This window comes from Henriciella algicola (genome assembly GCF_003576245.1).
GTDB lineage: Bacteria > Pseudomonadota > Alphaproteobacteria > Caulobacterales > Hyphomonadaceae > Henriciella > Henriciella algicola.
The window spans coordinates 309,970-324,961 of sequence record NZ_QWGA01000007.1; the positions used below are offsets into that span (position 1 = coordinate 309,970).

Sequence of the window (14,992 nt, forward strand, 5' to 3'; positions counted from 1 at the left end):
TCCCATGATCCGCTACATTTTCATCACAGGCGGCGTGGTCTCCTCGCTGGGTAAAGGTATTGCTTCTGCGGCCATGGGTTCGCTGCTGCAGGCGCGTGGCTACAAGGTGAGGCTGCGCAAGCTCGACCCCTATCTGAACGTTGATCCCGGCACGATGTCGCCGCGCCAGCACGGCGAAGTCTTTGTGACCGATGATGGCGCCGAAACTGATCTCGACCTTGGGCACTATGAGCGCTTCACGGGCGTGTCGGCGCGCCAGTCAGACAACATCACCACTGGCCGCATCTATCAGTCGATCATCGAGAAGGAGCGCCGCGGCGATTTTCTCGGTGCGACGATCCAGGTCATTCCGCACGTCACGGACGCCATCAAGGATTTCATCCTGTCTGATCCGGGCGACGACGTGGATTTCGTGCTCTGTGAAATTGGCGGCACGGTCGGCGACATTGAGGGCCTGCCCTTCTTCGAGGCGATCCGCCAGGTCGGCCAGGAGCTTGGGCCTGAGCGCACCTGCTTTATCCATCTGACACTGCTGCCATACATTCCGGCCGCGGGTGAGATGAAGACCAAGCCGACGCAACACTCCGTCAAGGAGCTTCGCTCCATCGGTATCCAGCCGCAGATCCTGCTGTGCCGCTGTGACCGGCCGATCCCTGAGAATGAGAAGGGCAAGATTGCGAGCTTCTGTAATGTGCGCCCATCAAGCGTCATCGAAGCCCGCGACGTTGGCCATATCTATGATGTGCCGGCGGCGTATCATGCTGAAGGCCTCGATACCGAAGTTCTCTGGCACTTCCGAATCAATGACGCGCCGCTGCCTGACCTGACCCGTTGGAACGGCATCGCTGATACGATCCACAATCCAGACGGCGAAGTCTGCATTGGTCTGGTCGGCAAATACACCGATGTGCCTGACGCCTATAAGTCAGTCTCCGAAGCGCTGGTCCATGGCGGCCTGGCCAACAAGGTTCGCGTTCAGGTCCGGATGATCGATTCCGAACAGTTCGATGATGAGCATCATCCGCTCGATATTCTCGACGGTGTGCACGGCGTCCTCCTGCCGGGCGGGTTCGGCGAGCGCGGCGCGCACGGCAAGATGAGAGCCGCGCAGTTCGCCCGCGAGAAGAACATTCCATGCTTTGGTATCTGCTACGGGATGCAGCTTTCCGTCGTCGAGGCGGCTCGCAACCTCGCCGACATCAAGAATGCCTCGACCACGGAGTTTGGTCCGACCGATGAACCGGTGGTGGGCCTCATCGAAGAGTGGACCAAGGGCAACCAGAAGATCACGCGGGACGAAAGCACAGACAAGGGCGGCACGATGCGTCTTGGCGCCTATCCCGCGCTTCTCGAGCCGGGCTCCAAGGTTGCGGAAATCTATGGCACGACCGAGATTTCAGAGCGCCACCGTCACCGTTATGAAGTCAACCGGTCCTATATCGAGCGCATGAAGGGGACAGGCGTGCGGTTCTCCGGCATGTCGCCGGACGGTCTCCTCCCGGAGATTATCGAGCTGGACGATCATCCGTGGTTTATCGGCGTGCAGTTCCACCCCGAGCTGAAGTCCCGGCCATTCGAACCACACCCGCTTTTTGCGAGTTTCATTGAAGCAGCCAAAGTGCAGTCACGTCTCGTCTGACGGGTTGCAATTGGCGAGTCGCGCGGATATACGCGCGGTTTGATTTTCACGTAGTGTTCCCACTACACACAAACTGGAACGACAACATGGCAGTCCCTAAGCGAAAAACGACGCCGTCCAAGCGCAACATGCGCCGCGCCCACGACCGTCTGTCCACCCCGACCTTCATCGAAGACGCGGATTCCGGCGAGCTTCGCCGTCCGCACCACATCGATCTGAAGACCGGTGTGTATCGTGGTCGCCAGATCCTTGAGCCTAAGGACTAACGCCACGCGCAGTCTTGCGCTGCGAGGTGACACAAAGTAACCGACATGACGCCCCTGGGAGACCGGGGGCGTTGTCATATCTGCTGAAGACGAAAAAAGAGAGTGCGCCCCAATGAGCGAAATCGTCGATATCTATGCCCGCCAGATCCTCGATAGCCGCGGCAACCCGACAGTCGAAGTCGATGTGACGTTGGACGACGGCTCTACGGGCCGCGCCGCTGTGCCATCCGGTGCCTCCACCGGTGCCTATGAAGCCCATGAGCTGCGCGATGGCGGCAAGGAATATGGCGGCAAGGGCGTCAATCAGGCTGTCGACGCCGTCAATGGCGAGATCAATGATGAGCTGGTTGGCCTCGACGCGACCGAGCAGCGCCTGATCGACGGGCTGATGATCGAGCTCGATGGCACCGACAACAAGAAGCGCCTCGGCGCGAACGCAATCCTCGGTGTCTCCATGGCGGTCGCCAAGGCGGCTGCCGAGAGCTGCGGCCTGCCGCTCTATCGCTATATTGGGGGATCGAACGCGCGCATCCTTCCAACCCCGATGATGAACATCATCAACGGCGGTGAGCACGCAAATAATCCGATCGACATCCAGGAATTCATGATCATGCCGGTCGCGGCAGACAGCATCGCCCATGCCGTCCAGGTCGGGTCAGAGGTGTTCCAGTCGCTGAAGAAGCTGCTCCACGCTGACGGCTTCAACACAGCTGTGGGTGATGAGGGCGGTTTTGCGCCGGACATCTCCTCGACCGAAGCGGCGATCGACTACATCATGAAGGCCATCGAGAAAGCTGGCTATACGCCGGGCGATGAAGTCGCGCTCGCGCTCGATGCCGCTTCGACAGAGTTCTACAAGGACGGCAAATACATCCTGAAGGGCGAGAACAAGACGCTCGATGCGGCCGGCATGGCACGCTATCTTGAGGACCTTGTTGACCGCTATCCGATCATCTCGATCGAAGACGGCATGGCAGAAGATGACTGGGACGGCTGGGGCATCCTGACCGAGACGGTCGGCGACAAGTGCCAGCTCGTCGGCGACGACCTGTTTGTCACCAATCCGGAGCGCCTTGCCCAGGGCCTGGAGCGCGGCGCCGCAAATTCCATCCTCGTGAAGGTCAACCAGATCGGCACGCTGTCTGAAACCCTCGACGCTGTCGAGCTGGCGCATCGCCATGCCTATACGGCCGTCATGTCCCACCGCTCTGGTGAGACAGAGGATTACACGATCGCGGACCTCGCCGTTGCGGTAAACTGTGGACAGATCAAGACCGGCTCACTTTCGCGTTCGGACCGTCTGGCGAAGTACAATCAGCTGATCCGCATTGAAGAAGAGCTCGGTGCGGCCGCGCTCTATGCAGGGCGTACGCTGATCAACGCCTAGGGTCGCCGCGCGGCCATTAAGAGTAAATTTACCCAAATGGATTCCTCTGCCGATTCGCTTGTCGGCAGAGGTTTCTTTTATGACCCCCAAATATGCAGCAGCAGCCCTTTCCGCGCTGATCGCATACTTCGCCTATCACGCCTTTGCGGGTGAGCAGGGGCTTGGCCGCTGGACCGATCTGCAACAGGAACTGTCAGAAAAGCAGGCCGAGCTTGATGCCATCACGGCAGCGAATGACGTGCTGCGCCGGGATATTGCACGCCTGACGCCCGGCCGGGTGGATCCCGACCTCGTTGAAATCATGGCCCGTGAAGACCTGAATCTCGTCTATGCTGATGAGATTATTATCATAAATGACAGCTCCGGGGCTGCATTTTGACATAGGTGCTAAAACTGGACGAAGGCCCGTTTCGGGGTACATAAGGGGGTCTTGATAAAGGGAGGCCTCATGGCCAAAACGCCGTCCAGAAGCAAGACTTCCAAATCTCCACCCAAGCTCCAGCGCGACGAAGCGCTGAAATACTATCGTGACATGCTATTGATCCGCCGGTTCGAGGAACGGGCGGGCCAGCTTTATGGCATGGGCAAGATTGCAGGGTTCTGCCACCTCTATATCGGCCAGGAAGCTGTCGTCACCGGCATGCAGGCCTGTCTGAAAGAGGGTGACCAGATCGTCACCGGCTACCGCGACCACGGTCATATGCTCGCCTGCGACATGGATGCCAAAGGCGTCATGGCAGAGCTGACCGGCCGCAAGGACGGATATTCGAAGGGCAAGGGCGGCTCGATGCACATGTTCTCGCGGGAGAAGAACTTCTTCGGCGGTCACGGCATTGTTGGCGCGCAGGTGCCGATTGGCACGGGCCTTGGCTTCTCGAACAAGTATCGCGGCACCGACAATATCTGCGTGACCTATTTCGGCGATGGCGCTGCGAACCAAGGCCAAGTCTATGAGAGCTTCAACATGGCGTCCCTCTGGGACTTGCCTGTCGTCTATGTGATCGAGAACAACCAGTACGCCATGGGCACGAGCGTCGCGCGCGCCTCGGCAGAGACCGAGCTGTTCAAGCGCGGTATCTCCTTCGAGATCGAGGGCGAAGAAGTCGACGGCATGGACGTCTATGCCGTGAAAGCGGCCGGCGAGAAGGCCGTGAAGTACGCCCGCTCCGGAAAGGGGCCGTACATTCTCGAGATGAAAACCTATCGCTATCGCGGCCACTCCATGTCGGACCCGGCAAAGTACCGCAAGCGTGAAGAAGTTGACGATATCCGCACTCATCACGACCCGATTGACGGCCTCAAGGGGCGCATCCTGGAGCAGGAAATTGCGACCGAGGAGGAGCTCAAGGATCTCGACAAGGAGATCAAGGAACTGGTGAAAGAAGCTGCGGATTTCTCCCTGGATAGTCCTGAGCCAGACCCGGAAGAGCTCTGGACTGATGTGTTGCGTGAAGTGGAGTCTGCCTGATGGCCATCGATGTTCTGATGCCGGCCCTGTCGCCGACAATGGAAGAGGGCACGCTTGCGCGCTGGCTCAAGAAGGAAGGCGACACGATTTCGTCTGGTGACGTCATCGCAGAGATTGAGACCGACAAGGCGACGATGGAAGTCGAAGCCGTCGATGAAGGCACGCTCGCCAAGATCCTCGTGCCTGAAGGCACCGAAAATGTGAAGGTGAATGCGGTCATCGCACGCCTCGCAGAGGAAGGCGAAAGCGCCGAAGATATCGATGATGCGCCCGCATCTGATGATAGCGAGAATACGTCAAAAGCGCAGACTGAAGCCAAGAACGCGCCTGAGACTGAAGGCGATGGCGATGACAGCGACGAAGCTTCAGCAGAGGAGGGAGCGTCTGCGCCGCCAAAGCCTGATGAAGACTCGCTGACCGACCCGGACGTCCCTGAGGGCACGAACTTCGTCGACACGAGCGTCCGTGATGCACTGCGCGATGCAATGGCAGAAGAAATGCGCCGCGACGAGACCGTCTTCGTCATGGGCGAGGAGGTCGCAGAGTATCAGGGCGCCTACAAGGTCACCCGGGAGTTGCTGCAGGAGTTTGGCGACAAGCGCGTCGTCGATACGCCAATCACAGAGCATGGCTTTGCTGGCCTCGGTGTCGGCGCGGCCTTTGGCGGCCTCAAGCCTGTCGTTGAGTTCATGACGTTCAACTTCGCGATGCAGGCGATCGACCAGATCATCAACTCGGCAGCCAAGACGCTCTACATGTCCGGCGGCCAGATGGGTTGCCCGATTGTGTTCCGCGGACCGAATGGCGCGGCTTCCCGCGTCGCCGCCCAGCACAGCCAGGATTACTCCTCCTGGTATGCGCATGTCCCGGGCCTCAAAGTCGTTGCGCCCTATGATGCGGCTGATGCGAAAGGCCTCCTCAAGGCGGCGATCCGCGACCCGAATCCGGTCGTCTTTCTTGAGCATGAGCTGCTCTATGGCGAGAGCTTCCCGGTTCCCGACATTGAGGACTATGTCCTGCCGATTGGTAAGGCGCGTGTTCGTCGTCCAGGCGCGGATGTGACTCTGGTTGCGCACTCCCGTATGGTCGGCTTCGCGCTTCAGGCGGCTGAAAAGCTTGCAGAAGATGGCATTGAAGCAGAGGTCATCGACCTGCGCTCGCTGCGTCCGCTGGACACGGCGACCGTCATTGAAAGCGTCAAGAAAACCAACCGCATTGTGACGTGTGAGGAAGGCTGGCGCTTCATGGGCGTGGGTGCCGAAATCTGCGCAACGGTGGTGAACGAAGCGTTCGATTATCTTGATGCGCCTCCAACCCGCGTGCATCAGAAAGATGTGCCGCTTCCATACGCTGCAAACCTCGAAGCCATGAGCCTTCCGGGCACCGCAGACATCATCAAGGCGGCCAAGCAGGTGTGTTATGTCAAGTGATCACAAAGAACTCTCCAAGCCCGGCACGATCCAGCAGGACGCCTTTGCGCAGGAAATGATCCGGTTCTGGATCTCGAACAATCAGGACCATGTGAGCCTGAAAGTCGGCGCTTCGGGTGACCCGGAAAAAGAGCCGCCCATGTGGGGTTTCATGCTGGCCGACATCGCCAAACATGTGACACGCGTGCTGCGCGAAGAAAATCCTGACGGTCCGTCCGCGCAGGAGATCATGGAGCAGATCCTTGGCGGCATCGGCGAACGACTTCGCCATGCGCCAGACCTCTCGGGCACCACGATCAAGGGCAAGAGCTAATGGCCATCAATATTACCATGCCCGCACTTTCTCCGACCATGGAGGAGGGCACGCTCGCCCGTTGGATGGTGAAGCCTGGCGATACGATCTCTTCGGGCGATGTCATTGCGGAGATTGAGACCGACAAGGCGACGATGGAAGTCGAAGCCGTCGATGAAGGCACAATCGCCAAGATCGTTGTGGAAGCCGGCACGGAAGGCGTGAAGGTCAATTCGGTGATCGCCGTGCTCGCTGAAGAGGGCGAAGACCCGGACAATGTGGAAGCGCCGGAAGCGGCAACAGCTGGCGGTAGCGAGAAGAGCGACGACTCTTCCAATGATGACGAGGAGGCTGAAAAGCCTGCCAAGTCTGAAGAGAAAAAGGCGCCCGACGATAAGCCCAAAAAGAGCGATGCCGAGCGCACAACCTCCACGGGTGACAGCGCCCAGAAGCCGCGCGAGGCCGAAGGCAAGGACGTGCGCAAGGAGTTGGAAGGCACATCGCCAAAGCTCGCTGATGTCGGCAGTGGCAAGGACCGCATCAAGGCAAGCCCGCTGGCGCGCCGTATCGCGGCGCTGCGTGATATTGATCTCTCCACGCTTGAGGGCTCTGGCCCGCGTGGACGGATCGTGAAAGCAGATGTCGAGGCCGCAGAGCCCCGCAAGAAGCAGGCAGCTTCTGAGAAGAAGGCGGCAGACGCCCCAGCCGATACGGCGAAGGCTGCGCCTGATGGCCTGATCCTGCCGCAGGTGCTCGATGATCGCGTCTATGATCCAGAGAGCTATGAGCTGAAGCCGCTCGACGGCATGCGCAAGACTGTGGCGAAACGCCTGACCCAGAGCTTCATGCAGGTCCCGCACTTCCCACTCAACGTGGATATCAAGCTCGACAAGCTTCTGGCTTCCCGCGCCGATATCAACGAAGCCGCACCTGAAGGCGTGAAAATCTCGGTCAACGACATGCTGATCAAGGCATCAGCCCTGGCGCTGATGTCTGAGCCGGATTGCAATGCAAGCTTCACTGATAAGGGCATCGCCTACCACAAATCGGCGCACATCTCGGTCGCTGTTGCGATCGATGGCGGGTTGATTACGCCGGTGATCCGCGATGCGCAGACCAAGGGTCTTGCCACCATCTCGCGTGAGATGAGGGACCTTGCGACCCGCGCACGTGAGAGGAAGCTCAAGCCGCAGGAATATTCGGGCGGCACGTTCTCGATTTCCAATCTCGGCATGTTCGGCATCAAATCTTTCGGCTCGATCATCAACCAGCCGGAAGGCATGATCCTGTCGGTCGGGGCAGGCGAGAAGCGTCCTGTCGTTGATGACGCCGGTGAAATCGTGCCGGCGACCGTCATGACGGTCACGCTGTCCTGCGACCACCGTGTCATTGGCGGGGCTGAGGGCGCAAAATGGCTGGCCGCATTCAAGCGTTACGTCGAACATCCGCAAAGCATGCTGCTCTAAAACTGGAGGCCAAGAATGGCTGACTATGATCTCATCGTCATCGGCTCCGGCCCTGGCGGCTATGTCGCCGCGATCCGCGCAAGCCAACTCGGCATGAAGACGGCGATCGTCGAACGCGAGAGTCTTGGCGGCATCTGTCTCAATTGGGGCTGTATCCCGACCAAGGCGTTGCTGCGGTCTGCCGAAGTGCTGCACTATGCGAACAACGCCAAGGATTTTGGTCTGAAGATCGACAAGGCTGACTTCGATCTCGAAGCCGTCGTGAAGCGGTCGCGCGGCGTCGCAAAGCAGCTGTCATCCGGTGTCAGCCACTTGATGAAGAAGAACAAGATCGACGTGATCATGGGCGAAGCAAGCCTTAAGAAGGGCAAGCCAGCGCCGACCGTTTCTGTGAAAGAAAAGGACGGAAAGTCAAAAGAATACAAGGCGAAGAACGTCATTCTTGCGACGGGGGCTCGGGCACGGGCCATTCCTCAGGCTGGGCTTGAGCCGGACGGTGATCTGATCTGGACCTATCGCGAAGCCATGGTGCCGAAAGAGACGCCAAAGAAGCTTCTCGTCATCGGTTCAGGTGCAATCGGGATTGAGTTCGCCAGCTTCTACAATGAGCTTGGAAGCGACGTGACTGTCGTTGAGGCCGTAGACCGGATTCTGCCTGTTGAGGATGAGGAAATCTCTGGCCTCGCGCGTAAGCAGTTCGAGAAGCAGGGCATCAAGTTCCACACGGGCGCGCAGGTCAAGTCGCTGAAGAAGTCGAACGGCAAGGTCACGGCCGACATCTCTTCAGGCGACAAGACCGAGAAGCTGGAAGTCGACCGGGTGATCCTCGCAATCGGCATTGTCGGCAATGTTGAAGGCCTCGGCCTCGAAGAGCTCGGCGTTAAGGTCGAGAAGACCCACGTTCTCGTCGACGGTTTCGGCCGCACAGGCGTGGACGGCCTCTATGCCATCGGTGATCTCACTGGCGCTCCCTGGCTGGCCCACAAGGCGAGCCATGAAGGCGTCATGTGCGTTGAAGGGATCGCAGGCGCCGAGGATGCACACGCATTCGACGCCTGGAATGTGCCCGGCTGCACCTATTCGCACCCGCAGATCGCCAGCGTTGGGCTCACTGAAGCCAAGGCGAAAGAGGCCGGCCACAAGATCAAGGTGGGTAAGTTTCCCTTCATCGGCAATGGCAAGGCAATTGCGCTTGGCGCTGCTGAAGGTCTCGTGAAGACGGTCTTCGACGCTGAGACAGGCGAGCTTCTCGGCGCGCACATGATTGGCGCCGAAGTCACTGAGCTCATTCAGGGCTATGTCATTGCGCGTGAAGGTGAGCTCACCGAAGAGACGTTGATGCACACGGTCTTCCCGCACCCGACCCTGTCAGAGATGATGCATGAGAGCGTGCTCGCCTCACAGGGGCGTGTCCTTCACATGTAGCGGTCGCCGCCTGCAGTCTGGCGGCGTCTCGCAAATTGACCTTGAGGGCGGCGCCCGGCATGTTTCGGTATATGTCGGCGCCCCTCAAAAACACCGCCTATGCACTCCAGCTGCACCATCGCGGTGAGTTGATGACGCCCCTCGCACAGGGCGCGCTCTGGTGGGCTGCGCGCCGGACGCTCATCGTTTCTGACCTGCATTTTGAGAAGGGATCGAGTTTCGCAAGGCGCGGTCAGCTCCTGCCACCATATGATACCAGCATGACGCTGAAAGTGGTCGAGACGCTGGTCGATGAATTTGCGCCAGACTGCGTTGTTTCCCTCGGTGACAGCTTCCACGATCCGGCCGCAGAAGCCCGGCTTTCGCCCGCTGAACGCCTCCGCATCCGCGCCCTCACAGCGCGGACGGACTGGGTCTGGGTGGAAGGAAACCATGACCCGGATCCGCCGGCCCATCTTGGTGGGCGCGGCGCGAAGACATTCCGGATGGGCGACTGTGTCTTCCGCCACGAACCCACCGGGGAAATCGGCGAAATTTCCGGACACCTCCATCCGGTCGCCCGCGTAACAGGACGGGGCAGGGCAGTCCGCCGCAAATGCTTCATCAGCGACGGACACCGTCTGATAATGCCATCCATGGGCGCCTACACAGGTGGATTGAACATTCTCGACGATGCCGTCACGCGGCACTTTGCAGGTGGATGGATCGCATTTGCTGCGGGGGAGAAGCAGGTCCACATTGTAGATCGCAAACTGCTCGCGCAAGATCACACCGCAGCACGCAAGGATCAGCTCTGGCGTTTGTAATTGCTGGAAATTGTCCTAGCTGATGCACTGGTAAAAAGAGGTCTACATGGAACAGCTAGAGAATATCGATTTCGCCGCGCTCGCCGCCGAATACTGGCCAGTCTTGCTGAGCGGCGCGCTGAAAGTTTTTGGCGCACTGGTCGTCCTGGTCATTGGCCTGCGGATAGCCGGCTGGCTCTCATCAATGGTGCGCAAGCAGACATCGAAGCGCGCCGGTGTGGACGAAACGCTCGGCGCATTCTTTGGCTCTCTCGTCCGCTGGTTTGTAACGGCTGCCGTTATCATCGCGTCGCTGCAAGTATTTGGCGTGCAGGCGACAAGCTTCGTTGCGGTTCTCGGTGCCCTGACGCTGGCGATCGGTCTGTCGCTGCAAGGTGCACTGGGAAACATCGCGTCCGGCGTGATGATCATGCTGTTCCGCCCTTACAAGAACGGCGATTTCGTCGAGATCGCTGACCAGGTCGGCACGGTCAAAGAGATCAACCTGTTCCAGACCATTCTGGCGACGCTGGATAATGTGAAGATCATCATCCCGAACACCGAAGCGATCGACGGGGTCATCAAGAACTATTCAGGCTATGATACGCGCCGCTGCGATATCGTTTTCGGCATCGATTATGACGACGACATGGATAAGGCGCTGGGCATCATCCAGACGCTGGTGGACGCCGATGAGCGCGTCTTCCGCGACCCGGAACCGTTTGTGAAGGTGACCAATCTCGGCGACAGCTCCGTCGATATTACGTGTCGCCTCTGGTGCAACGCGACCGACCTCTGGAACCTGAAATTCGACCTCACCAAGAAGGTGAAGGAAGAGTTCGACGCACAAGGTATCTCCATTCCTTATCCGCATCGCACGCTGGTCCAGAAAGTGGCGAGCTAGCCGCGCAATCAGGAGAGTATCGAGGCAATGGCAGACACAGGTCCGGTGGAAGCGCCGGTCGTCACCAAGATCGGGGAGCCCGGCGGCGAAAGCCCCAAGGCTTCCCGGCCTCAACGCTCGCTGCAAAGGCGCCTGTTTTCGGTTGGTCTGTTACAGGTCGCCGGACTGGTCGCGGCGAGCGTCCTGCTCGGCTTGTTCCTGCTTTCGCTGGATCTTGACCCCAACAGCGACAGTCTGAATTTCAGGGGCGCTGTCTGGGGCGTCATCCAAGCCGTGTTCAATTCCATTCTCTGGCTGATCAGCACGCTCTGGAAGCCGTTCCTTGCCGGTGCGGCAATCGTCGTTCCAGCGTTTCTTTTATGGCGTCTGGCCAGTTTGCCCTTTCGAAAATAGGCGCGCGAACTAAGCTCTTCCCAAACATAAAGGGAGACTATTCGTGGATATAAACAAGCTGATGTTCAAGCCGGGCCTCATGGAAGGCGAGCGGGTTCTCGTCACTGGTGGTGGCACCGGTCTCGGCAAGGAAATGGCCGAAGGCTTTCTCAAGCTCGGCGCCGAAGTGCACATTTGTGGCCGGCGCGGGAAGGTTTGTGAGGACACTGCAGAAGAGCTGATGTCCAACCATGGCGGCAAGGTCGTGCCTCACGCCTGCGACATTCGCGTTGCCGAAGCCATCACGGATATGAACGACGCGATTTGGTCAAAGCATGGCGCGCTGACCGGCCTCGTGAACAACGCTGCTGGCAACTTCATCTCGCGGACCGAAGACCTTTCAATTCGCGGCTTTGACGCGATTTCGAACATCGTCTTCCGCGGAAGCTTCTACATGACCCACGATATCGGCAAGCGCTGGATTGCCGAGAAGTCGCGCGGCAACGTCATCTCGATCCTGACGACCTGGGTCTGGAACGGTGGTCCGTTTGTGGTGCCATCCGCCATGTCCAAAGCGGCGGTGAACACGATGACGCAAAGCCTCGCAGTAGAGTGGGGCCGTTATGGCCTCCGCTTCAATGCGATCGCGCCAGGACCGTTCCCGACCGAAGGCATGTCGAATCGCCTCTCACCTGAAACCGAAGGCACCGAGCGCCGCGATTCTGGCGCAGCGAACCCGATGGGCCGCGTCGGCGAGATGCACGAGTTGGTGAACCTGGCGGTCTTCCTGATGGGGCCGGGCGCCGAATATGTGAACGGCCAGACCATCGCCATTGATGGGGCGATGTATAACGCGTCCGGCGGCAACTTCGCCCAGCTTACCCAATGGGGTGACAGTGAGTGGAAGGCCGCGCGAGAAGCGATTGAGGTTCAGAACGCCAAGGACAAGGCGGCACGCACCGTCTAGTGGCGGCGCATCTCTTCCCCTGGGGCGAGAAATCGCTCCAGGGATTCGCCATTCCAGTTGGCGTGTGCAATCTCGATGCGCTCATGCACATCTTCAGAAACTGATGGCAGCTTGTGTATCGGAACGAGCAGTGGCCGCAGCCCCCGAAGATTTGCTGTTTGGATAGCGATACCGGGCCGGGCATTGAGCTCGAGCAGCGTGGGGCCCTTATGCTCGCAGATCACGATATCTACGCCGACATAGCCAAGACCGATATGGTGACCGAGGCGACTAGCGAGTTCCAGAATTTCGTCCCATGAGGGCACCTGAAAGTCGCGTACGGGCGTTTCGAAGTCAGGATGCACATCGACTGAATCGTTGTGTTGGACGCCCCGCGTCGTGACACCGGTCACGAGATCGATCCCAGCGCCGATGCCGCCCTGATGAAGGTTCGCCTTGCCATCTGACTCGGCGGTGGGAAGACGCAGCATGGCCATGACCGGGATGCCGCGAAAAACGATCACGCGGACGTCCGGTACGCCGCCAAAAGCCAACTTCGAAAAGGCTGAATGGGGCACCAGCCGCTCTTCGATCATGACCTGATCAGACCCGTCACCCATCGAGAACATGCCGCTCAGCATGTTGTTGAGGTGATAGCGGATATCTGACCACAGCATGATCTGACCGTTCATGCGGCGCAGCCCTGTCTTCGCGACACCGTTAAACACCATAATGCCGCCGCCGCCCGACCCGTTGGCAGGCTTGACCACGAAAGAGCGGTGCTTCTCTGCGATCTTTTCAAGCAGGTGCATCTCGCCGCCATAGCGAATGACGCCGTACAGCTCTGGCACGGTGACCCCCGCCTCAATGGCGAGTTTCTTCGTGATAACCTTGTCATCGACGAGCGGATAGAAGCGCCGTGGATTATAGGCCGCGATGAAGTCCAGGTTGCGGCTGTTCATCCCGAGCACGCCGGACTTGGCCAATTTAGATATTGGACCGAAACCGATCATGAGGTTTTGTCGCTCGCATTCGCTAGAACCTTGAAGCGGAAATACTCGGTGACCTTGTAGCCTGTGTAACGGCCAAGCATCAGAACCGCCGCGAGAACTATGAGCAGCAACTCCGGAAATACGATGGCGAAGTGCTCAATGTATTCGCTGGTCAAGATGTAATAGGCCGGAATGGCGCCCGCGAGCGAGCCCAGCGCCTTCTTCAAGGCTTCCTTGGCCCCGTCTTCTTCCCAGGTGAGCGACATGCGCTCAATGGTCATCGTGATAATGACAAGTGGGAAGAGCGAGATGGAAAGCCCGGTCTGAATTCCCATCGCTTCGCCAGCGAGCGCGATGAACATCATCACGAATGTCACGATGATCAGCACCGCCGCGAGACGGGGGACGAGCAACAATTGAAGCTGATTGAAGTAAGCGCGCAGTAGCAGGCCAACAGCAACGATGCCCGTGAAGAGCATGATACCGGTAAACAGCTGCGTTTCACGGAACGCCAGCGCGATAAGGACAGGCATGAACGTGCCGAAGGCCGGCATGCCGATGACCTGCTTGAGGATCACAATGATTAGCGCACCCAGTGGGATCAGCAGAAGCACGCGGAAGACGAGCTGAAGGTCAATTGGCAGGCTGAGCAAGGAGGTGGCGTTCACCCAGGGTGCAAACTCGGAGCCGCGCTCCATGGCCCGGGACAGCTGGCTTTCAAAGTTTCGTGCGACCGACCATGAGACACCAACGCGGTTAAAGCCGTCACCATCCACGATGGGCTGGCGGTCGTAGACAATTGGAAGCGTGCGCGCATCGTTCAGCGGCTCAGCGGTCGTCCCGTTTGCGCTGACCCATGTCTCGCCAAGCCAGTACTCAACCCACGTCGTCAGCGGTGCCTGACGCGTGTCCGTATCGAGGATAATGCCCTGTACATGCCGGGCAGGCGTCCCCGCCGCATTAAGCAGAAAAACGAGCCTGTCCGATGCGTTCGAAATCTCAGGTGGCCCGCCTTCGATGATCGTGGAAATACGGTCGTCGCTTTCGTCGGCGCTTAGGCGTGCGAGCTGCGTGATGAAGCTGCGCTCACCTGCGGATTTCTCCAACGCTTCCGTCAGGATCGAATCGAGCGCGACGAGAAGAGGCGTCGCATTCTCCTGAATTGCGCGGCGACGTTCAGATCGACGGTAATCCGATATGGCCTCAGGAGTCGGTCTGGCATCATTGGAGTAGCGCTGATCGACGGCGATCAGCTTTGCACTATAGAAAAGGACGGCACTGCCATCCTGCGCGCGGCGCTCAAAGACGGCCTGACGTCCGGTTTCTGTTGTGTCGGTTTCTACGCCAAAGCCCGATGCCACAAAGGTTTCGTCAACGACAGTGAACTGGCCTTCGGAGTTGGGGAGGGCGAGGCGGAGAGTGACTGGATCACCGCGCCCCCGGAATGAGACTTTCGCCTCAATCGTCCAGGTGTCGGAATCGAGGTTCGGCACGACTGGAAAGCCGAGGCGCGTGACCTTGTACGAAAAGATGCCGAGCGCGGCCGCGATGAGTGCGCCCACGATGATCAGCAATTGAGTACGTTTCAAAAATCAGCTCCGAGTCGCCCTTAAACCCCAA

General features: G+C 59.0%; 15 protein-coding genes. 13 read left to right on the forward strand and 2 right to left on the reverse strand.

Going from position 1 to position 14,992, the window contains the following annotated elements; translation table 11 throughout:
* Positions 1 to 4: 4 nt before the first annotated feature.
* The 13 genes from D1222_RS11220 (at position 5) to D1222_RS11280 (ending at position 12,401) form a co-directional block, all read left to right on the forward strand.
* The gene (locus D1222_RS11220) at positions 5 to 1,639 is read left to right on the forward strand and encodes a CTP synthase (RefSeq protein ID WP_119454350.1); all 1,635 of its coding nucleotides are present in this window, start codon (positions 5 to 7) and stop codon (positions 1,637 to 1,639) included.
* An 86-nt stretch (positions 1,640 to 1,725) separates the two neighbouring features.
* Positions 1,726 to 1,905, forward strand: coding sequence for a 50S ribosomal protein L32 (rpmF, locus tag D1222_RS11225; protein ID WP_119454351.1), 180 nt, complete (start codon positions 1,726 to 1,728; stop codon positions 1,903 to 1,905).
* A 112-nt stretch (positions 1,906 to 2,017) separates the two neighbouring features.
* Complete coding sequence (eno, locus tag D1222_RS11230; protein WP_119454352.1) at positions 2,018 to 3,292, forward strand: phosphopyruvate hydratase; 1,275 nt, start codon at positions 2,018 to 2,020, stop codon at positions 3,290 to 3,292.
* Positions 3,293 to 3,371: 79 nt separating this feature from the next.
* A complete protein-coding gene (locus D1222_RS11235) occupies positions 3,372 to 3,671 on the forward strand; it encodes an FtsB family cell division protein (protein WP_119454353.1) in 300 nt (99 codons plus the stop codon).
* Positions 3,672 to 3,740: 69 nt separating this feature from the next.
* The gene (pdhA, locus tag D1222_RS11240; protein WP_119454354.1) at positions 3,741 to 4,760 is read left to right on the forward strand and encodes a pyruvate dehydrogenase (acetyl-transferring) E1 component subunit alpha; all 1,020 of its coding nucleotides are present in this window, start codon (positions 3,741 to 3,743) and stop codon (positions 4,758 to 4,760) included.
* Entirely contained in the window at positions 4,760 to 6,190 is a 1,431-nt protein-coding gene (locus D1222_RS11245; RefSeq protein WP_119454355.1) for a pyruvate dehydrogenase complex E1 component subunit beta, read from the forward strand. The genes pdhA and D1222_RS11245 overlap by 1 nt, the downstream gene beginning before the upstream one ends.
* Positions 6,180 to 6,503: a DUF5076 domain-containing protein gene (locus D1222_RS11250; RefSeq protein ID WP_119454356.1), complete on the forward strand. Its 324-nt coding sequence runs from the start codon at positions 6,180 to 6,182 to the stop codon at positions 6,501 to 6,503. Before D1222_RS11245 ends, D1222_RS11250 begins: the two co-directional genes overlap by 11 nt.
* Positions 6,503 to 7,948, forward strand: coding sequence for a pyruvate dehydrogenase complex dihydrolipoamide acetyltransferase (locus tag D1222_RS11255; protein WP_119454357.1), 1,446 nt, complete (start codon positions 6,503 to 6,505; stop codon positions 7,946 to 7,948). The genes D1222_RS11250 and D1222_RS11255 overlap by 1 nt, the downstream gene beginning before the upstream one ends.
* Positions 7,949 to 7,963: 15 nt before the next feature.
* Entirely contained in the window at positions 7,964 to 9,373 is a 1,410-nt protein-coding gene (gene lpdA, locus D1222_RS11260; RefSeq protein ID WP_119454358.1) for a dihydrolipoyl dehydrogenase, read from the forward strand.
* 59 nt (positions 9,374 to 9,432) lie between these two features.
* On the forward strand, positions 9,433 to 10,179 hold the full coding sequence (gene pdeM, locus D1222_RS11265; protein WP_233348705.1) for a ligase-associated DNA damage response endonuclease PdeM: 747 nt from the start codon (positions 9,433 to 9,435) through the stop codon (positions 10,177 to 10,179).
* Between the two features lie 46 nt (positions 10,180 to 10,225).
* Positions 10,226 to 11,062, forward strand: a complete 837-nt coding sequence (locus D1222_RS11270) for a mechanosensitive ion channel family protein (protein ID WP_119454359.1) — start codon at positions 10,226 to 10,228, stop codon at positions 11,060 to 11,062.
* Positions 11,063 to 11,089: 27 nt separating this feature from the next.
* Positions 11,090 to 11,455: a hypothetical protein gene (locus D1222_RS11275; RefSeq protein ID WP_119454360.1), complete on the forward strand. Its 366-nt coding sequence runs from the start codon at positions 11,090 to 11,092 to the stop codon at positions 11,453 to 11,455.
* Between the two features lie 43 nt (positions 11,456 to 11,498).
* On the forward strand, positions 11,499 to 12,401 hold the full coding sequence (locus tag D1222_RS11280) for an SDR family oxidoreductase (RefSeq protein WP_119454361.1): 903 nt from the start codon (positions 11,499 to 11,501) through the stop codon (positions 12,399 to 12,401).
* Here the strand turns inward: D1222_RS11280 and D1222_RS11285 are convergent.
* Both D1222_RS11285 and D1222_RS11290 read right to left on the reverse strand, forming a co-directional pair.
* Entirely contained in the window at positions 12,398 to 13,393 is a 996-nt protein-coding gene (locus D1222_RS11285) for an alpha-L-glutamate ligase-like protein (protein WP_119454362.1), read from the reverse strand. The genes D1222_RS11280 and D1222_RS11285 overlap by 4 nt on opposite strands.
* Entirely contained in the window at positions 13,390 to 14,961 is a 1,572-nt protein-coding gene (locus D1222_RS11290) for a UUP1 family membrane protein (protein WP_119454363.1), read from the reverse strand. The genes D1222_RS11285 and D1222_RS11290 overlap by 4 nt, the downstream gene beginning before the upstream one ends.
* Between the last annotated feature and the right edge of the window lie 31 nt (positions 14,962 to 14,992).